Genomic DNA, 18,852 nt, shown 5'->3' on the forward strand with positions numbered 1-18,852 from the left:
GCTTGAACGGCGGTGCGGCAACGCAGTCGCACCGTGATCATCGGGAGAAGCGCATGGGTCGAACACCCCTCCGGATGGCAGCGGCCACAACCCTGGCAACGCTGTTCATCGCATCGACGGCAACCGCAGGCTACGCAAGCACGGAGGAGGTGAACCACCCCACTCCGGTCGAAGGCACGCCCGGTCACTACATCGTCGTGCTGAAGTCCGATCCGCTCGCGAGCTACACCGGCGACGTCAACGGCCTCAAGGCGACGAAGCCGGCCGAGGGCGAGCAGCTCGAGAGGCAGTCGCAGGATTCGCAGCGCTATGTCGAGCATCTCGAGTCCGAGCAGCAGACGATAGCGCAAGAGGTCGGGGTCACCCCGGAGAACACCTACCAGGTGGTGCTCAACGGCTTCAGCGCCGAGCTGTCGGGAGAGCAGGTCGACAAGCTCCGTGCGTCGAAGGACGTCTACGGCGTCTACCCCGACTTCATCCGTCACCCCGACGCGCAGACCTCGACGGACTTCCTCGGTCTCGGCGACGACAAGAAGGGCCGCGGCGGCGTCTGGCAGCAGACCGGCGGTGTCGACAAGGCCGGCGAGGGCGTGGTCGTGGGTGTCATCGACACCGGCATCGCCCCCGAGCACCCGTCGTTCGAGGGCAAGAACCTCAAGAAGCAGCCCAAGAAGGACAAGCGCCACAAGGGGAATCAGCCGTACACCGACGGCACCTACGTCTACTTCGACAAGTCCGACGGCGGTCAGTTCCAGGGAACGATGGTCGAGGCCCAGGAATGGGACAAGGGCGACTACTCGACGAAGCTCATCGGCGCCCAGTACTTCTACACCGGCGCTGAGGCGGCAGGATTCGACTTCCAGTACGACTACCTCTCACCGCGTGACGGCGACGGCCACGGTTCGCACACCGCGAGCACGGCGGCCGGCAACTTCGGTGTGAAGGCCTCGATCGAGGACGTCGACTTCGGCAGGATCTCGGGCGTCGCACCCGGTGCCAAGGTCGCGGCCTACAAGGCCTGCTACGTCGGACCCGACGAGGCGGTCACGACCGACGACATCTGTGCCGGCAGCGACCTGATCGCCGCGATCGACCAGGCCGTCGCCGACGGGGTCGACGTGATCAACTACTCGATCGGCGGTGGAGCGGCGTCGACCGTGCTCGCGCCGGAGGACATCGCGTTCTTCAACGCGGCCGCCGCGGGCGTCTTCGTGGCGACCAGCGCCGGCAACGACGGCCCCGACCCTGTCACGGCCGATCACGCGTCTCCGTGGTACACCACCGTCGCCGCCTCGACGATCCCCACGTGGGAGGGCACCGTGCAGTTCGACGGCTTCGCCCAGGCCGGTGCGTCGGTGAGCGTGCCCTTCGGCACGACGATCACCGGACCGTCGATCTACGCGGGCGATGCGCCCGCCGCAGGTCAGGCCGCCGCCGATGCCGCGCTGTGCCTCCCCGGCACGCTCGATGTCGCGAAGGTCACCGGTCACATCGTGGTCTGCGACCGAGGCGGCAACGCTCGCGCCGAGAAGTCGCAGGTCGTGAAGGATGCCGGTGGCATGGGTGTCGTGCTCGTCAACGTGCCCGGTGCCGCCGACTCGCTCGACAACGACTTCCATGCCGTGCCGACCGTGCACCTCGCCTCGGTGCATCGCGCAGCAGTGCTCGCCTACGTGCAGGGCGGCGTCGACCGTCCGATCACGCTCGTGGGTGAGAACACCACCGGAGTGGTGACGCCCGTGCCGCAGATCGCCGGATTCTCGAGCCGCGGCCCGATGCTGGCAGACGGCAGCGACATCATGAAGCCCGACATCGCTGCCCCCGGTGTCGCGATCCTCGCGGCCACGCAGAACGCTCCCGGAGAGGCGCCGACGTTCGGCATCCTGTCCGGCACGTCGATGGCCTCTCCGCACATCGCCGGTCTCGCGGCGCTCTATCTCGGCGAGCGGCCGAACGCCAAGCCCGCCGAGATCAAGTCCGCGATGATGACCACCGCATACGACACGGTGAACCCCGACGGCTCTGCCAACAAGGACCCGTTCCAGCAGGGCGCGGGTCAGGTCGACCCGAAGCGCTACTTCAACCCGGGTCTGCTCTATCTGAACGACGTGCCCGACTGGGTGGCGTTCCTCGAGGGCAAGGGCCTGGCCGACTTCCCCGGCGAGCCGATCGACGGCAGCGACCTGAATGTCGCGTCGTTCTCGATCGGATCGCTCGCCAGCGCGCAGACGGTCACTCGCACGGTCACAGCGACGGAGAAGGGCACGTTCACGGCATCCGTCGATCTGCCCGGCGTGAACGTGACGGTGGAGCCGTCGACGCTGAAGTTCGACAAGCCGGGGCAGACCGCGACCTACACGGTCACGTTCGACAACCAGAGCGCACCGGTCGAGCAGTGGGCGACCGGATCGCTCACCTGGACGAGCAAGAAGAACACGGTGCGGTCGCCGATCGCGGTGTTCCCCGTCACGGCGGATGCTCCGGCCGAGGTCGAGGGCACGGGAGTCGACGGTTCGACCACGGTCGACATCACTCCCGGCGTCGACGGCGCTCTCGCGCTCGGGGTGTCGGGCCTCACGCCGTTCACGCTGCTGGAAGACCCGGACGGCCGGGTCGTCGGCCACTCGGGTGACGAGGCATCGGGAGACGCGAACAAGGACGTGTCGTGGATCGTCGACGTGCCGGAGGGCACGACGCTCTCGCGCTTCGACCTCGACTCGTCGGATGACACGGGCAGCGACCTCGACCTCACGGTCTATCGGGTCGTGAGCCCCGACGACCTGCGCTACTACGAGCGCTGGCAGTCGGCGACGGGGTCGGCCGACGAGCGGGTGACGCTTCCTGCACCGACGGCCGGCACCTACCTGGTGGTCGCGAACGTCTACTCGACCTCGGCGCCGATGACGTGGGACATGACCTACGCCAACGTGCAGCCCGAGGGTGAGGGGGCGTTCACGGCGACCCCGAACCCGATCGAGGCCGTGCGCGGCCAGGCGACGAGCTACGAGCTCAGCTGGACCGGCCTCACCGCCGGCACCCGCTATCTCGGACTCGTGCAATACGGTGAGTCCGCCGTGCGCACGATCGTGACGGTCGACGCGCAGTAGCAGTCACAGGCGACGCCCCGTGCTCTTCGGAGCGCGGGGCGTCGTCATGCGCTGTGGAGTCAGATCTTCCGACCGCGGGGCATGAGCCGCACGTCGGGCAGGGGAGGTGCGGGGATGCGCACGTCGTGCCCCTCGACGACGCCGAAGCGAGCGGATGCCGCCTCCCACTCGGTGCGCGCCTCGACGATCTCGTCGTGATCACGTCCGGCGAAGTTCCACCACATGACGATCTCGTCGGCGAACGGCTCGCCTCCGATGAGGAAGAGCAGGGCATCCTGCACGCTCGTCACCTCGACGGCATCGCGCGAGTCGCCCAGGTAGAGCATCTCGTTCTGGGTCATCCCGTGCGTCGCCACGTCTGCATCTCCCTCGACGAGCATGAGGGCGTGCTCCCATTCGGGGCGCAGCGGTAGCCGGACGCGGGTGCCGGCCGGCACCACGATCTCGGCGCCGACGATGGGTGTGTGCACGGTGGCCGGTGAGGTGACGCCGGCGAACTCACCGAGAACCACGGTGGCCGTGGCCGACGAGCCCTCGTCGGCCCGAAGCGGGACCTGAGGGAGATCGGTGTGGCGCTCGAAGCCGCCCGCTCCCTGGCGTGCGCCGTCGGGCAGGACCACCCAGAACTGCAGGGCGTCGAGGGGGATGGGGTCATCGCCGATCGAGTACTCGGAGTGCGAGATGCCGTTGCCGGCGGTCATCAGGTTGAGCTGCCCGCGTCGCAGGTCGGCGTCGCTGCCGAGCGAGTCGCGGTGACGGATCTCTCCGACCAGCGGCCAGGTGACCGTCTGCAATCCGATGTGGGGGTGCGGCTCGACCCTCATGCGGGTGTCGGCCGGTCCGAACCGGTCGAGGAAGCACCAGGCCCCGATCGTCGGCAGGTTGCGGTGCGGCAGAACACGCAGCACATTCATGCCGCGCACCCCGCCGAGAGGCACCTCGCGCGGTTCGAGGACGATGCGACGTTCGCCGATCCGTGCTTCGCCGTGGACGTCACCGGATGGGGTCGCGATATCGGTCATCCGATTCTCCTTCGCTCAGGGGCGTCTGCGCACCGGCACTCCGGTGGACTCCTAGGCTCGCCCCATGATGTCTCGACGTTCTCCCATTATCCTGCTCGCCCTCGGTGCCTCGGCGGTGGTGCTGTCGGGTTGCGCCTCAGGGGGCGATGCCGGGTTCTGCGGTCCACTCCATGACGAGCATGAGGCGGCGGCGGTCGCGTTCGTCGCGCTGGTCCCGGGGATGAACACGGAAGCGGACGTTCAGACGCGGCTCAGCCTCGTCGAGGAGCTCGAGCCGACCCCGGAGCTCGCCGATGACCTGACGGCCTGGACCGACTACCTCACGGTGGGTGCGGAATCGATCGATGACGACCCCACGGCGGTCATCGAGGCGTACGACGACAACGCCAAAGCATCAGGAGAAGCCCTGTTCGAGTACTACATGGGCACCTGTCTGCAGTAGTCGAGCCCTGGAGTCAGGTCATCCCCATCAGGCCATCCCCATCAGGCCATTCCCGCCAGGCCATTCGCCCAGGTCCGAATCCGGTCAGGCCTCGACCGGTGCGGTGCCGGGGCGCTTCGGCCAGCGGATCTCGGCGCCGGCGATCTCGTGCGTCGTCAGGTACTTCGCGATGTACGGGCACAGCGGCACGATCGCATCGCCGGAGGCGGCGGCATCCGTCAGCGCCCTCTCGGCGAGGATGCCGGCGAGACCCTGCCCCTGGAACGCGGGGTCGATCTCGGTGTGGATGAAGCGGATCGCGCCGGGGCGCAGATCGAACTCGGCGTAGCCGGCGAGCGTGCCGTCCGAGCAGATCTCGTAGCGGGATTCTGCGTCGTCGCGGGTGACGGTGATGTCGGTCATCGGGATCTCCTTCAGGCGTCTGCGTCCAACCTACGCCCGTGGAGTTGTGGAGGGGCGGGCCGAGGTCGGCGGGGGTCGTTACGCTGGAGGGATGCCGCAGACTCCCCGTGACCCGTACGAGGATCTGCCGTACGCAGACGAGCCCTGGGACGGCGCAGGATGGGAGCCCTCCGAGCCGCCGGAGCCCATGGACTGGGAGCCGCAGGGCGCCGGGTTCGAGCCTCCGCTCGACTGGGGTCCCGGTCCCGTGACGCCCGTGACGACGAAGGTCGGGCGGTCGGCGTCCCGCGCGACGGCATCCGCCGCAACGTCCTCTGCGGCATCCGCTCCCGCGGTGCGGCGTGCCACCCCCAGCCGCTATCCGTCGGCGGCCGAGGCGCTGCACACGGTGTTCGGCTACGACGAGTTCCGCGGCGACCAGGCCGCGATCGTCGATCAGGTCATCGGCGGCGGCGACGCGGTCGTGCTCATGCCGACCGGTGGCGGAAAGAGCGTCACCTATCAGGTTCCCGCTCTCGTGCGCGAGGGCACGGGTCTTGTGATCAGCCCGCTCATCGCCCTCATGCACGACCAGGTCGACGCCCTTCGGGCCAACGGCGTCAACGCCGCGTATCTCAACTCCACGCAGGGGATCGACGAGCGGCGCGAGGTCGAACGGGCGTACGTCGCCGGTGAGCTCGACCTCATCTACGTCGCCCCCGAGCGGCTGTCCTCGCCGCAGACCACGGCGCTGCTGCAACGAGGCACACTCAGCGTGATCGCGATCGACGAGGCGCACTGCGTGTCGCAGTGGGGCCACGACTTCCGCCCTGACTACCTCGCACTCGGCGACCTCGGCGAGCGGTTCCCCGGCGTTCCGCGCATGGCGCTCACGGCGACCGCCACCCGTGCGACGCACAAAGAGCTCACCGAGCGACTGAGGCTCGACACGGCGAAGCACTACGTCGCCAGCTTCGATCGGCCGAACATCCAATACCGCATCGTGCCCAAGGTCGATCCGCGCAAGCAGCTGGTCTCTTTCATCCGCGCGCAGCCGGAGGGCTCGGTGGGCATCGTCTATGCGCTGAGCCGCAAGTCGGTCGAGCAGACGGCGACGTATCTCGCGGCGCAGGGCTTCGACGCCCTGCCGTACCACGCGGGCCTTCCCGCCGAGGTGCGGGCGAAGAACCAGTCGCGGTTCCTGCGCGAAGACGGTGTGGTGATGGTCGCGACGATCGCCTTCGGCATGGGCATCGACAAGCCCGACGTGCGCTTCGTCGCCCACATCGACCTGCCGAAGTCCGTCGAGGGGTACTACCAGGAGACCGGGCGTGCGGGCCGCGACGGCGAACCGTCGATCGCGTGGATGGCCTACGGGCTCGGCGACGTGGTGCAGCAGCGGCGCATGATCGATCAGAGCCCGGGCGACCGCACCTTCAAGATGCGGATGGGACAGCACCTCGACGCGATGCTGGCGCTGTGCGAGACGGTCGAGTGCCGTCGACAGAATCTGCTCGGCTACTTCGGACAGGAGTCCCAGCCCTGCGGCAACTGCGACACCTGCCTCGAGACGCCGGAGACCTTCGACGGGCTCGTCCCCGCGCAGAAGCTGCTCTCGACGATCGTGCGCCTCAAGCGCGAGCGCAACCAGTCGTTCGGCGCCGGTCACCTGATCGACATCCTGCGCGGGGCCTCGACCGAGCGCATCCGCCAGCAGGGCCACGAGAAGCTCGCGACCTACGGCATCGGCGCCGACCTCTCGGATCAGGACTGGCGCAGCGTCATCCGTCAGCTGCTCGCGCGCGGCATCATCGTGGCGCAGGGCGATTACGGCACGCTCGCCCCCGGCGAGCAGTCGGTCGGCGTGTTGAAGGGCGAGACCCCTGTGCCGCTGCGCAAGGACACGATCGGGCGACCGGCGTCCTCACCGCGGGCCCGCAAGGCGAGTGCGGCGGATGCACTCGACGCCGGCGACCGTCCGCTGTTCGAGGCGTTGCGCGCGTGGCGTGCCGAGACCGCACGGGAGCAGGGGGTTCCCGCCTACATCGTCTTCGGCGATGCCACGCTGCGCGCTCTGGCCGAGCACCGGCCGGCCTCGCTCGCCGACCTCGACGGCATCACCGGCATCGGCGCCAAGAAGCGCGACGCCTACGGCGAGGGCGTGCTTGCGGTGATCGCCGCGGCCTGACGCCGTCTGAGGCCTCCGGCAGGACGTCGCACGCGTCAGCGCAGCGGAAGAACGTCGTCGAGATGGGCGCGCAGGTGGGCGGTGATGTCGACCGCGTCCCTGTCGTACAGCCATTGATACTGCAGCCCGTCCCACATCGCGACGAGCCAGACGGCCTCGTGCTCGGGGTCGCGATGCTCCGACAGGTCCCCGTCGACCTGCGCGAGTCGGAAGAGCTCGGCGAAGTAGCCGATGACCTCCTCGAAGCGCTCGGTGAAGTAGTCGTGGGCGGGGTGCGTCGCGGGAACGGCCTCGCACGACAGCACCGCATACACCTCGATCAGGCCCGGCTCGTCGAGTGCGCTGACGCGCGCGCCGGTGGGGAGATCGCGCAGTGCGGCCCCGGCGCGTTCGGGATGCTCGTCCTCGCTGCGCTCCTGAATGGCGCGGTCGCGCTCGGTGAGCACGGCGCTCAGCAGCAGCTCCTTCGAGGGGTAGTGGTGCAGGAGCGTCGACTTCGACACCCCGACAGCCTTGGCGATGTCGCTGAGACTCGTGTCGCCGTATCCTCCCCGCGAGAACAGATGCATCGCGTCCGCGAGGATCTGCGCCCGACGGCGTCGACCCACTGCGTAACCGGGCTCGCTGTCGCCAGCGCCCTCGACGAGCGCCGCCGACATGGCGGGCATCGGACCCGCGGCCACGTCTGCGGGTGCGGGCTGGGCAGGGTCGCGCCAACCGACGGGCAGCGCCCACAGCGATTCGCGCTCCTCGAGCATCTGCACGACATCGACGCGGTCGGGAAGGTACTGCGAGATCAGCTGCAGCCCGTCCCAGCCGGCCATGTGACGGGTGGTCTCGTCTGACACATCTCTGCCGGCGTCGATGGTACCGTGCAGCGCCGCGTCCTCGAGCACCTCCGAGCTCAGCTCACGCAGACGGGCGTATCGCTGTCGCATCCGCTCGTGGGCCGGATGCTCGGGGGCCGACGCCTCGCCCGTGAGTGCGGCGAAGAGCTCCAGGTAACCCGGGGTGCGCGCGTTGCGCCGTGCAACGTCGGCGAAGATCAGCTCGCCCGAGTCCGATGCCGCCCCGACCAGATCGAACGCCCTCTCGTTCTCCTCCTCGAATCCGGCGACGACTTCGGCGAGCAGGTCGTCCTTCGAGGCGAAGTGGCCGAGGAGGCCGGGGTGGCTCACGGATGCCGCGGCGGCGATGTCGCGCAGGGACGTCGAGCGGTACCCGTTCGAGATGAACAACTCGCGGGCGGCGTCCACGATCCGCTGGCGCGTGGCCGCGGCGCGCGCCTGACGCGAGCCTGTCGTCGTCGCTGTCGTCATCGCTCCCCCTTCCCCCTCATTCTCTCTCATTACCAGTCGGTAGATATTCACTTACCAAACGGTCGAGATTCGTGTATCGTCTTCCTCACGTCCGGTCGCAGATGACCGACGAACCTTGCCCGAAAGGATCCCCCGTGACAGAGCTGTCATCGGCCGCGACTGCGGCTGCCGTCGGTACCACCGGCTTCAAAGTCCCCGGCACCACGCCGCTGAAGACGCCCCGCGGATATACGCCCGGACTCGCCGCCGTGAACTTCGGCGTCTACCTGGCGCTTCTCACCCCCGTGATGGTGTCGATGGCGTTCAAGATCCAGCGCCTCGACCCCACGAACACCGAGGCGAGCCTCGGCCTCGTGATGGGAGTCGGCGCTGCATTCGCGCTCATCGCGAACCCGCTGGTGGGGCGTCTCTCCGACCGCACGACCTCGAAGTGGGGCATGCGCCGCCCCTGGATCCTCGGCGGAGCGATCGTCGGTCTCGGCGGCTTCGCGATCATCGGCGCCGCGACCTCGGTGCTCGTCGTGCTGCTGGCCTGGTGCCTCGTGCAGGCGTCGATGAACGCGGTGCTCGCTGCAGCCAATGCCACGCTGCCCGACCAGGTGCCGGTCTCGAGCCGCGGCAAGGTCTCGGGCATCATCGGCATCACGACACCCATCGGCATCCTCGCCGGCAGCTTCATCGTGAACTTCCTCCCCGGTGACTTCGAGCGGTTCTTCGTCCCCGGTGCGATCGCGCTGATCCTGGTCGTCGTGTTCGTGCTCACGCTGAAGGATCGTCGACTCACCGAGAAGCCGGCCACACGCTTCACTGTTGGCACGTTCTTCGGCTCGTTCGTTTTCAACCCCCGCAAGCACCCGGACTTCGGCTGGACCTGGCTGACCAAGTTCTTCGTCATGTTCGGCTACGCGGGCATCGCCACCTTCCTTCCCCTGTACCTCGTCAACAAGTTCGAGCTCGACGAGCAGGGGGCGGTCGGCACGATCCTCATCGCGAACCTCGCGTCGATGGCGGCGATGGCCATCTCCGCCCCGCTCGGAGGGTTCCTGTCCGACAGGATCGGCAAGCGGCGACCGTTCGTCGCGATCGCCGGAGTGATCATGGTCGTCGGCCTCGTGATCCTGGCCCTGGCACCCTCGATCCCGGTCGTGATCGTCGCGCAGGCCATCATCGGCCTGGGTGCCGGCTCGTTCCTGTCGGTCGACCTCGCCCTCGCCACCGAGGTGCTGCCGAATCCCGACGATGTCGCCAAGGACCTCGGCGTGCTGAACATCGCGAACGCTCTTCCGCAGTCGATCGCTCCCGCCATCGCGCCGAGCATCATCGCACTCGGGGCGGCGACCCCGCTCGGCGGATACACCACCTGGTACCTGTTCGGGGCGCTCGTCGCGCTCGCCGGCGCCGTTCTCGTCTACCGCATCAAGGGAGTCAAGTGACCATGACGAACACCGATGTCATCACCGCGCGACCATGGCTCGACACGAGTCTGGCGATCGATGAGCGCGTGCAGCTGCTCCTCGATGAGATGACCATCGTGGAGAAGGCCGGGCTGTTCTTCCACACGATGATCGCGATCGGCGACCTCGACGAGGCGAACCCGATCTTCGGCACCCCGAGCGCGCGCGAGTTCGTCGAGGTCAAGAACATGACGCACTTCAATCTGCTGGGTGCCGCGCCCACCGGGCGCGAGATCGCGGCGTGGCAGAACGAGCTGCAGCGGCTCGCCGCCTCGACGAGACTCGGCATCCCGGTCACTCTGTCGACCGACCCGCGGCATTCGTTCAGCGAGAACCCCGGGGCATCGATCCTCGCAGGGCCGTTCTCGCAGTGGCCGGAGACACTCGGTCTCGCAGCCACTCGAGACCCTGAGCTGGTGGAGCGTTTCGCTGATATCGCTCGACAGGAATATACGGCCGTCGGTCTGCGTGTGGCGCTCCATCCGCAGGTCGATCTCGCCACCGAACCACGGTGGGCACGGCAGACCGCGACCTTCGGGGAGGACCCTGAACTGACAGGCATTCTCGGAGCGGCATATATCCGTGGATTCCAAGGCGGTTCCTTCGGCCCCGGATCCGTGTCGACGATGACGAAGCACTTCCCGGGAGGAGGGCCGCAACTCGACGGGGAGGATCCGCATTTCCCCTACGGCCGTGAGCAGGTCTACCCGGGCGACGAGTTCGAGCTGCACCTCAAGCCCTTCGAAGACGCCCTCGCCGCGGGCACCCGACAGATGATGCCGTACTACGGCATGCCCGTGGGAACCGAATACGAAGAGGTCGGCTTCGGCTTCAACAGATCGGTCATCACGGGCCTGCTGCGCGAGCGCTTCGGGTTCGACGGGCTCGTCTGCACCGATTGGGGACTGATCAACGACGCCGAGATCTTCGGGCAGCCGTTCCCTGCTCGCGCGTGGGGCGTCGAAGACCTGACGCCGCGCGAGCGCATGCTCAAGGTGCTGGATGCCGGCGTCGATCAGTTCGGCGGCGAGGACTGCCCGGAGCTGCTGCTCGAACTCCTCGCCGACGGCTCTGTCTCGGAGGAGAGACTCGATGTCTCGGCACGACGGATCCTGCGGGAGAAGTTCGAGCTCGGGCTCTTCGAGGACCCGTTCGTCGACGAGGATGCGGCCGATGAGATCGTCGGCAGCGCCGAGTTCCGTGCCGCCGGAGAGGCGGCCCAACGAGCGTCCGTCACCGTGCTGACGAACGAGGGCGCACTGCCGTTCGCCACCGGGCTCAAGCTCTACGTCGAAGGGATCGACGCACAAGTCGCGGCGGCCTACGGCGAGGTCGTCGCGACGCCGGGCGAGGCCGATCTCGCGGTCATCCGCCTGCAGGCCCCGTTCGAGCAGCGCGACACCACCTTCGAGAACTTCTTCCACGCGGGCTCGCTCGAGTTCCCCGACGAGGTGCTCGATCACGTGCGTGCGATCGCGGGTGCCGTGCCGACCGTGGTCGACGTGCTCGCCGATCGTCCGCCGATCCTCCAGCCGATCACGGATGCCGCGGCTGCCGTCACCGTCAACTGGGGCGTCTCCGCGGCCGCGCTGCTCGACGTGCTGAGTGGCGTCGCCGGCGCGCAGGGCAGGCTGCCGTTCGACCTGCCGAGGTCGATGGCGGCGGTCGTCGCCTCGCGTCCGGACGTGCCCTTCGACACCGCAGATCCGCTCTTCCGATTCGGTCACGGGCTCACGCTCTAGCACTCGACCGCCCCTCTGAGACCGCCCCGCAGGCATCGACCTGCGGGGCGGTCTTCGTCGTTCCGAGGGCTCGCGGCTGCGTGCTGCCGGGATGACCTTTCGTCCGTCGAAACGTGAGGGGCGCGATCAACCTGCCGATCGGTTGCGTTCACTCGAGCGCGGCGAGAAGCAGACGGCGGTCGGCACCGGGTTCAAGCCCGGCGAGTCCGTCACCGGAGTGATGACCTCCGAGCCGATCGCACTGGGGACCAAGGTCGCCGATGCGCAGGGCACGGTCACCTTCACCTGGACCATCCCGTCTGGCACCGACCTCGGAACCCATGCAGTGACCCTGACCGGAGCGACCTCCGGCAGCGTCTCGGCCTCGTTCCAGGTCGTGGCGTCCGGCCTCGCCACCACCGGTGGCGAGATCCAGGGTGGGTGGATCGCGCTGGCGGCACTGCTGCTGATGCTCGGGCTCGGGATGACGAGGGTCGCGCGTTCCCGACGGCCGCTCGCCCAGACGGAGTAACGCAGTGCAGGAACGCTGAGAGGTCGGGGCCGTCGCTGCGGCGGCCCCGACCTGCAGCGGTGACAAGGATGTGGATGAGCACGATGACTGAGACCTCACCGGAAGTGCAGGATGCGGCGACTGCCGTGGCCGCCCCGCGACCGCGCCCGACCTGGTGGGTGAAGCTCATCGCATTCGCCGCCTGTCTGCTGACCCTGTGGCATGTGGGTGCGTCGTTCCTCTGGATCGCACCGTATTCGGCACTGCGAGAGATCCCCACTCAGGAGGTACTCGCCGGCTACATGCTGCCCATGTTCGGTCAGTCGTGGAGCGTCTTCGCTCCCGAGCCGATCAACGGCGACTACCACTTCAACGTCCGGGCCGTCATAGAGAAGGACGGCCAGGAGATCGAGACCGGATGGGTGAGCGCCACCGACGTCGAGCTCTCGATGATCCGCTACAACCTGTTCCCGCCTCGCGCCGGCATCCAGTCGAGTGAGGTCGCGAGCGGTCAGATGAACGCGTTCAACAAGCTGGACGACGATCAGAAGGCCGTCGTGGGACTCGACTTCACCGAGGAGGGCTGGGAGGAGTGGATGGTGCGCTCCTTCGATGAGCTCGAGGGCGAGAAGCCGTCGACCGAGGCGTACATGGCCGAGGAGCACCTGTCGACCGCCTATGCCACTCAGGTGGCCTATGCGATCTGGGGTGCCGATGCAGTCGTCCAGGTCCAGTACCGCGTGAGCCGCCAGAACGTCGTCCCCTATGCCGACCGCAACGATCCGAGCGCGCAGCGCCCCGATCCCACGTTCTCGACCACCGGGTGGCGGCTGCCTATAGAAGAGGAAGGGCAGAGTCGCGAGAACTTCGCCGACACCTTCCGCGCCCAGTTCGAGAGGATCCAGCCGTGAGCGCGCCGATCAGGACCGCGCCCAAGCGAGACGCGAAGAAGAAGAAGGATGCCGGGTCTCAGACCTCCCGCTCGACGGTGACAGCGCCGGCGCCGGCATCCGCCCCTCCGGCGCCTGCTCCGTCGGTCTCGCCTGCTCCTTCTCCCTCTGCGACACCACAGCCGCAGCTGCAGCCGCCCCGTTCCTTCGTGACGCGTCTGCTGAGCTTCGTCTCGTCGATGATCGGCGGGCTGTGGTCGATGGTCCTCTCGGCGATCGACCGGATCTCTGCGTTCGTGGGGGACTGGCTCTTCAACGGCAAGAAGGCCCTCTACGGCCTGGCGGTCACCCGCATCCTCTTCGGCATCACGGCGATCGGCCTGCTCGCATCGAACTTCGGCACACGTCTCTATACGTTCGGCTCGGGGTCGGCGTGGAACGGCGAGCTCGCCGAACCCGTCAGCGAGTTCCCGAAGATCTGAATCTTCAGCGCGTTCCATGCGGCGATGGGAAATGACGTCCTCTATACCGCTCTCTATCTGCTGCTCGGCGTGCTGGCCGTGCTGTTCGTGCTGGGCTGGCGCTTCCGGATCGTCCTGCCGGTGTTCTTCTGCCTCTGGGTGGGGTTCATCGAAGCCAACGACATGGTGGGCGACCAGGGCGACAACATGTTCCGCATCGCCCTGCTGCTGTTGTTCTTCGCAGACCCCGCGGCTCGGTGGTCGCTCGACGCCAGACGTCGTGCGAAGAAGGGCGAGTGGTTCGCTCCGGGGAGCCAGCCGGCTCTTCTGGGCACCGTCTTCCACAATCTGGCCCTCGTGGCGCTCACCGCCCAGGTGTGCTTCGTCTACGCCTCCGGCGCGCTGTACAAAGCCGGCGGTGCGCCCTGGGAAGAGGGCTACGCGGTGTACAACCCGCTGCAGACCGCCCGGTTCGGCACGTGGCCGGTTCTGAGTGACCTCGTCACGACGTGGGGGCCGATGGTCGTCGCCGCGACCTGGGGATCGATCATTCTGCAGGTGGCGTTCCCACTGATGCTGCTCACGCGGCCGACGCGTCTCATCGGCCTCGTCGGCATCCTCTCGTTCCACATCGGCATCGGCGTGCTGATGGGATTGCCCTGGTTCTCGCTCACGATGATCGCGATCGACTCGATCTTCATCCGTGATCGGACCTGGGCGCGTCTGAGCTCCGGCACGAGACGGCGGTGGGAGCAGGCGCAGACGGCCCCGCCCCGGCCGTCAGGCGTGGAGGCCTGAGGTCGCGGTCTCGCGCGGACTGTGGTCTGACGACAATCCGTCGGGGCGATGTGCCCGCAGGCAGTTGGAGGATGCGTACACAGCAGTTCGCTCCTGGTTGTGGCACACCTACCATGGGCGTATCACTACTTCCCTCTGAGAGGAACGCTCATGGTCGACGCCGCCGTCCGTCCGAAGACGACTCGCCCCCACACCGACAACGCAGACGCGAACCTGCGGATCGACGTCGCTCGGGTCACCGACCTGCTGATGGGCACGTGGGCCGACACCCGCCGCGAGGCGCGCGAGATGATCAAGGACTCGGCGTTCTGGCGCAAGGACGAACTGGGCAAGGACGAGCACCGCGAGCGCGTGCTCAGCCAGCTGCACCTGCTCGTCGACAACAAGGCCGTGCACCGCGCGTTCCCGAAGTCGCTGGGCGGCGAAGAGAACAACGGCGGGAACATCGCCGGCTTCGAGGAGCTCGTCGTCGCCGATCCGAGCCTGCAGATCAAATCGGGTGTGCAATGGGGGCTGTTCGGCTCAGCGATCCTGCAGCTGGGCACGACCGAGCACCACGAGAAATGGCTGCCGGGAGTCATGGATCTCTCGATCCCCGGCGCCTTCGCGATGACCGAGATCGGGCACGGGTCAGACGTCGCCGCAGTCGGCACGACCGCGACGTACGACCCCGCGACGGAGGAGTTCGTCATCAACACGCCGTTCCGCGGCGCGACGAAGGAGTACCTCGGCAACGCCGCACTGCACGGCGTCGCGGCGACGGTGTTCGCCCAGCTGATCACGAACGGCGTCAACCACGGGGTGCACTGCTTCTACGTGCCGCTGCGCGGCGATGACGGCGTCGACCTGCCGGGCATCGGACGAGAGGACGACGGGCTCAAAGGCGGACTGAACGGCATCGACAACGGCCGTCTGAGCTTCGACCACGTGCGCGTCCCCCGCACCAACCTGCTCAACAAGTACGGCGACGTCGCGGTCGACGGCACGTACTCGAGCGCGATCGACAGCCCCGGCCGTCGCTTCTTCACGATGCTCGGCACGCTCGTGCAGGGTCGGGTCTCGCTCGACGGCGCGGCCTGCTGGGCATCCGCTCTGGGGCTCAAGATCGCGATCACATATGCCACGCAGCGCCGTCAGTTCGACGGGGCAGACGGGCAGGAGGTCGTGCTCCTCGACTACGGCAAGCACCAGCGACGCCTCTTCCCGCGGCTTGCGACGACGTATGCGCAGATCTTCGCGCACGACGAGTTCCTGCAGAAGTTCGACGGGGTGTTCTCGGGTCGCACCGATACCCCCGACGACCGCGAGGATCTCGAGACCCTGGCCGCTGCACTCAAGCCGCTGTCGACCTGGCACGCGCTCGACACACTGCAGGAGGCGCGCGAGGCCTGCGGCGGCGCCGGCTTCATGTTCGAGAACCGCCTCGTGGGTCTTCGGGCCGACCTCGACATCTACGTCACGTTCGAAGGCGACAACAACGTGCTGCTTCAGCTCGTCGGCAAGCGGCTGCTGACCGACTACGCCAAGCAGTTCACCGGCAAGGATGCTGCGGCTCTGGCCAAGTTCGCCGTCGGGATGACCGCGGGCAAGCTCTTCCACGGTGCCGGCCTGCGTCAGTTCGGCCAGTCGGTCGTCGACCTCGGGCAGGTCTCGCGTTCCGTCGAGAACGGCCTGCGCGAAGAGCAGCAGCACCTGCTGCTCGCCGAGCGCGTGCAGCAGATGGTCGCCGACATCGCCGGTCGTCTGCGCCCTGCGGGCAAGGACAAGGTGCTCGGCGCGAAGCTGTTCAACGAGAACCAGGCCGAGCTGATCGAGGCGGCCCGCGCACACGGCGAGCTGCTGCAGTGGGAGGCGTTCACCGATGCCGTCCACCGAGTCGATGACGCTGACACGAAGAAGGTCCTCACCTGGCTGCGCGACCTCTTCGGCCTGCAGCTCATCGAGAAGCACCTCGCGTGGCACCTCATCAACGGACGTCTCTCGACGCAGCGCGCCGCTGCGGTCTCGCGGTACATCGACCGTCTGTGCGCCCGGCTTCGCCCGTACGCCCTCGACCTGGTCGATGCGTTCGCATACGAGCCCGAGCACGTCCGAGCGCCCATCGCGTCCGGTGCAGAGCGAGAGCGTCAGGACGAGGCCCGCGAGTACTACGCGGCGCTCGCAGCATCCGGCGATGCACCTGTGCTGGAGAAGACGCTGAAGAAGAACGCCAAGCGCTGACGCGGCTTTCGCAGAGCTCGGAACCGGCCGGAATCGTGGGATTCCGGCCGGTTCCTTTCTGTCGGAGCCGCCGTCGCGCGGCGGCTCGGTGAGTCACGGGCCGGGCTGCGGCGGGTACGGCGCAGCGGGCGGCTGCTGACCGGGGACCGGCGGGTACGGATGCTGCATCGGCGCTGGTGGGTACTGCGTCTGTGGATATTGCGCGTGTGGGTATTGCGCGTGCACCGTGGTGTCGGGTGTCGTCGCTCCGGGCGCTCCGGGCGCTCCGGGCGCTCCGGTCGCTCCGGGCGCTCCGGGCGCTCCGGCCGATCGCGCATGAGCGACGACGCGCAGCAGCACCGCTGTGAAGGTCAGATAGATGAGTCCGGCCGCGGCTCCTCCGCCGTAGAGAAGAAGGCTCGGTGCGACGGTGTTCATGCCTCGCGGCAGCTCGAAGAGCGCAGGCATCACGGCATCGCGGGCCACGACGAGCAGGATGCTGCCGACGAGGAGCACGAGGGCGGGAACGACGAGTGCGAATCGCGACCAGCGGGTCACGGTGATACCGGCGATGACGAGCAGAGCCCCGGCGACGACTGCGAAGCCTGGCCCGGGGCGCACGTCGAACTCGAACCGCTGCAGGGCGAACAGCGTACCCTCGGCGATTCCCCAGGTGATCGACCAGGCGCCCGCAGCGAGCAGCAGTGGGGCGACGATCAGGCCGACCACGCCGAGCGCGGCACCCTTCGGTCGAGGATCCCGGCGGACGAGGGCGAGCACCAGGCCCATCGCCCCGAGCGCGGCGAGCACCACGAGAGGGAGGCCGTATACGAAGCCGTCGACCCACTCCCTGGGTGCGATGCCGTAGAGGCATGACAGGGTCACGGGAAAGACGGCGACGATCAGCGGCACGATGCTGAGGATGCCGATGGCGATCAGGCCGGCTGAACTCCACACGCCGGTGAGCACGACGAGGATGAGCAGCGCGAGACCGAGGATCTGCAGCAGCACAGGTCCGGTCAGCGACGCGAGGTCGCCGTCGCTGGCGTACGCGAAGAACGTGAGGATCATGGTCTGTCCGCCGACAGACAGCAGGATCAGGGCGATGGGAGTGAGCACGAGAGCGATCACGCTGGTGATCAGTCGGGCGGTCAAGGTCGAGCGGTGCATGGGACTTCCCCTCCGGAGTCGTAGCCCCAACGTATCGATCACACAGGGGTGGCGCACAGGGGTGGCGCACAGGGCGCCGCGAGTAGTGTCGATCTGGCCCACCCGACCCGACCCGAGGAGTCCGAGATGACCCGTGTCAACGCCTACGCCGCACCCAGCGAAGCCGCACCGCTCGAGAAGACCGTCATCGAGCGCCGCGAACTCGGCCCGAACGACATCCTGATCGACATCGCATTCGCCGGAATCTGCCACTCCGACATCCACACCGTGCGCGGTGACTGGGGTCCGCAGAGCTACCCGCTCGCACCGGGCCACGAGATCGCCGGCACCGTCGCCGCCATCGGGGCCGACGTCACGAAGCACTCCGTGGGAGACCGCGTCGGGGTCGGATGTCTCGTGAACTCGTGCGGAGAGTGCCGCAACTGCCAGCGCGGTGACGAGCAGTTCTGCTCCAACGGCGCTGTCTTCACCTACGGCAGCGTCGATCGCGACGGGACCATCACGCAGGGCGGATACTCCGAGCAGGTCGTCGTGACCGAGTCGTTCGCCGTGCGCATCCCCGACGCCCTCGAGCTCGACGTCGCCGCACCCCTTCTCTGCGCGGGGATCACCACGTACTCCCCGCTGCGGCACTGGAACGTCGGCCCTGGCACGCGGGTGGCGGTCGTCGGGCTCGGCGGACTCGGCCACATGGGCGTGCAGATCGCCCACGCGCTCGGCGCCGAGGTGACCGTGCTCTCGCAGACCCTCAGCAAGAAGGACGACGGGCTTCGCCTCGGGGCAGACCACTACTACGCGACGAGCGATCCCGACACGTTCCGCTCGCTGCGCGGATCGTTCGACGTCATCCTCAACACCGTCAGTGCCGTCGTCGACCTCCGTGCCTACCTCGGTCTGCTGGATGTGGGTGGGTCGATGGTCTGCGTCGGAGCCCCCGCAGAACCGCTCTCGGTCAACGTCTCGTCATTGATCGGCGGACGGCGCTCGCTCGCCGGATCGAACATCGGCGGCATCGCTGAGACCCAGGAGATGCTCGACTTCTGCGCCGAGCACGGCATCGCCTCCGAGATCGAGGTCATCTCGGCCGCGCAGATCAACGAGGCTTACGAGCGCGTGCTCGCCTCTGATGTGCGCTACCGCTTCGTGATCGACGCCGCGACCTTCGCGGACTGACGGTCGGAGAGAAGCC

General features: G+C 67.9%; 15 protein-coding genes. 11 read left to right on the plus strand and 4 right to left on the minus strand.

Going from position 1 to position 18,852, the window contains the following annotated elements:
* Nucleotides 1-74: 74 nt before the first annotated feature.
* Complete coding sequence (locus tag OPU70_RS09930) at nucleotides 75-3,107, plus strand: S8 family peptidase (RefSeq protein WP_498557654.1); 3,033 nt, start codon at nucleotides 75-77, stop codon at nucleotides 3,105-3,107.
* Between the two features lie 59 nt (nucleotides 3,108-3,166).
* Here the strand turns inward: OPU70_RS09930 and OPU70_RS09935 are convergent, their stop codons facing one another.
* Nucleotides 3,167-4,129: a pirin family protein gene (locus OPU70_RS09935; protein WP_498557655.1), complete on the minus strand. Its 963-nt coding sequence runs from the start codon at nucleotides 4,127-4,129 to the stop codon at nucleotides 3,167-3,169.
* 64 nt (nucleotides 4,130-4,193) lie between these two features.
* On the opposite strand from OPU70_RS09935, the gene OPU70_RS09940 reads away from it, so the two are divergent.
* Nucleotides 4,194-4,571: a hypothetical protein gene (locus tag OPU70_RS09940; RefSeq protein WP_042537935.1), complete on the plus strand. Its 378-nt coding sequence runs from the start codon at nucleotides 4,194-4,196 to the stop codon at nucleotides 4,569-4,571.
* Nucleotides 4,572-4,655: 84 nt separating this feature from the next.
* Here OPU70_RS09940 and OPU70_RS09945 read toward each other — a convergent pair whose 3' ends face one another.
* Nucleotides 4,656-4,973 carry a GNAT family N-acetyltransferase gene (locus OPU70_RS09945; RefSeq protein ID WP_498557656.1) on the minus strand — a complete coding sequence of 106 codons (318 nt, stop codon included), beginning with the start codon at nucleotides 4,971-4,973 and terminating at the stop codon, nucleotides 4,656-4,658.
* 91 nt (nucleotides 4,974-5,064) lie between these two features.
* On the opposite strand from OPU70_RS09945, the gene recQ reads away from it, so the two are divergent.
* Nucleotides 5,065-7,140, plus strand: coding sequence for a DNA helicase RecQ (gene recQ, locus OPU70_RS09950; RefSeq protein WP_498557657.1), 2,076 nt, complete (start codon nucleotides 5,065-5,067; stop codon nucleotides 7,138-7,140).
* A 35-nt stretch (nucleotides 7,141-7,175) separates the two neighbouring features.
* Here the strand turns inward: recQ and OPU70_RS09955 are convergent, their stop codons facing one another.
* Nucleotides 7,176-8,459 (minus strand): TetR/AcrR family transcriptional regulator, encoded by a 1,284-nt coding sequence (locus OPU70_RS09955; protein ID WP_498557658.1) that lies wholly within the window; start codon nucleotides 8,457-8,459, stop codon nucleotides 7,176-7,178.
* A 134-nt stretch (nucleotides 8,460-8,593) separates the two neighbouring features.
* On the opposite strand from OPU70_RS09955, the gene OPU70_RS09960 reads away from it, so the two are divergent.
* The 7 genes from OPU70_RS09960 to OPU70_RS09990 all read left to right on the plus strand — a co-directional run bounded on the left by OPU70_RS09960 (nucleotide 8,594) and on the right by OPU70_RS09990 (nucleotide 16,514).
* The gene (locus OPU70_RS09960) at nucleotides 8,594-9,892 is read left to right on the plus strand and encodes an MFS transporter (protein ID WP_042537930.1); all 1,299 of its coding nucleotides are present in this window, start codon (nucleotides 8,594-8,596) and stop codon (nucleotides 9,890-9,892) included.
* Between the two features lie 2 nt (nucleotides 9,893-9,894).
* Entirely contained in the window at nucleotides 9,895-11,655 is a 1,761-nt protein-coding gene (locus OPU70_RS09965; protein ID WP_498557659.1) for a glycoside hydrolase family 3 protein, read from the plus strand.
* Nucleotides 11,656-11,797: 142 nt separating this feature from the next.
* Nucleotides 11,798-12,166 carry a hypothetical protein gene (locus OPU70_RS09970; RefSeq protein ID WP_042537928.1) on the plus strand — a complete coding sequence of 123 codons (369 nt, stop codon included), beginning with the start codon at nucleotides 11,798-11,800 and terminating at the stop codon, nucleotides 12,164-12,166.
* A gap of 74 nt (nucleotides 12,167-12,240) precedes the next feature.
* On the plus strand, nucleotides 12,241-13,056 hold the full coding sequence (locus OPU70_RS09975; protein ID WP_042537925.1) for a DUF5819 family protein: 816 nt from the start codon (nucleotides 12,241-12,243) through the stop codon (nucleotides 13,054-13,056).
* Complete coding sequence (locus tag OPU70_RS09980; RefSeq protein WP_376708811.1) at nucleotides 13,053-13,517, plus strand: hypothetical protein; 465 nt, start codon at nucleotides 13,053-13,055, stop codon at nucleotides 13,515-13,517. The genes OPU70_RS09975 and OPU70_RS09980 overlap by 4 nt, the downstream gene beginning before the upstream one ends.
* Before the next feature lie 24 nt (nucleotides 13,518-13,541).
* On the plus strand, nucleotides 13,542-14,294 hold the full coding sequence (locus OPU70_RS09985; RefSeq protein WP_498557660.1) for an HTTM domain-containing protein: 753 nt from the start codon (nucleotides 13,542-13,544) through the stop codon (nucleotides 14,292-14,294).
* 150 nt (nucleotides 14,295-14,444) lie between these two features.
* A complete protein-coding gene (locus tag OPU70_RS09990) occupies nucleotides 14,445-16,514 on the plus strand; it encodes an acyl-CoA dehydrogenase family protein (RefSeq protein WP_498557661.1) in 2,070 nt (689 codons plus the stop codon).
* Nucleotides 16,515-16,607: 93 nt separating this feature from the next.
* On the opposite strand, the gene OPU70_RS09995 is transcribed toward OPU70_RS09990, so the two are convergent.
* Entirely contained in the window at nucleotides 16,608-17,663 is a 1,056-nt protein-coding gene (locus tag OPU70_RS09995; RefSeq protein ID WP_498557662.1) for a hypothetical protein, read from the minus strand.
* 126 nt (nucleotides 17,664-17,789) lie between these two features.
* Between OPU70_RS09995 and OPU70_RS10000 the strand changes: the two genes are divergently transcribed.
* Nucleotides 17,790-18,836, plus strand: coding sequence for an NAD(P)-dependent alcohol dehydrogenase (locus OPU70_RS10000; protein WP_042537918.1), 1,047 nt, complete (start codon nucleotides 17,790-17,792; stop codon nucleotides 18,834-18,836).
* The last annotated feature ends 16 nt before the right edge of the window (nucleotides 18,837-18,852 follow it).

Source organism: Microbacterium sp. SWDP-B6 (assembly GCF_059803615.1).

Excerpts from the sequence above, each read along its gene's own strand:
- OPU70_RS09935 (WP_498557655.1), bottom strand. The coding sequence starts at position 4,129 with ATGACCGATATCGCGACCCCATCCGGTGACGTCCACGGCGAAGCACGG.
- OPU70_RS09945 (WP_498557656.1), bottom strand. The coding sequence starts at position 4,973 with ATGACCGACATCACCGTCACCCGCGACGACGCAGAATCCCGCTACGAG.
- OPU70_RS10000 (WP_042537918.1), top strand. The coding sequence starts at position 17,790 with ATGACCCGTGTCAACGCCTACGCCGCACCCAGCGAAGCCGCACCGCTC.
- OPU70_RS09940 (WP_042537935.1), top strand. The coding sequence starts at position 4,194 with ATGATGTCTCGACGTTCTCCCATTATCCTGCTCGCCCTCGGTGCCTCG.
- OPU70_RS09975 (WP_042537925.1), top strand. The coding sequence starts at position 12,241 with ATGAGCACGATGACTGAGACCTCACCGGAAGTGCAGGATGCGGCGACT.
- OPU70_RS09965 (WP_498557659.1), top strand. The coding sequence starts at position 9,895 with ATGACGAACACCGATGTCATCACCGCGCGACCATGGCTCGACACGAGT.
- OPU70_RS09955 (WP_498557658.1), bottom strand. The coding sequence starts at position 8,459 with ATGACGACAGCGACGACGACAGGCTCGCGTCAGGCGCGCGCCGCGGCC.
- OPU70_RS09930 (WP_498557654.1), top strand. The coding sequence starts at position 75 with ATGGCAGCGGCCACAACCCTGGCAACGCTGTTCATCGCATCGACGGCA.
- OPU70_RS09985 (WP_498557660.1), top strand. The coding sequence starts at position 13,542 with ATGGGAAATGACGTCCTCTATACCGCTCTCTATCTGCTGCTCGGCGTG.
- OPU70_RS09990 (WP_498557661.1), top strand. The coding sequence starts at position 14,445 with ATGGTCGACGCCGCCGTCCGTCCGAAGACGACTCGCCCCCACACCGAC.
- recQ (WP_498557657.1), top strand. The coding sequence starts at position 5,065 with ATGCCGCAGACTCCCCGTGACCCGTACGAGGATCTGCCGTACGCAGAC.
- OPU70_RS09995 (WP_498557662.1), bottom strand. The coding sequence starts at position 17,663 with ATGCACCGCTCGACCTTGACCGCCCGACTGATCACCAGCGTGATCGCT.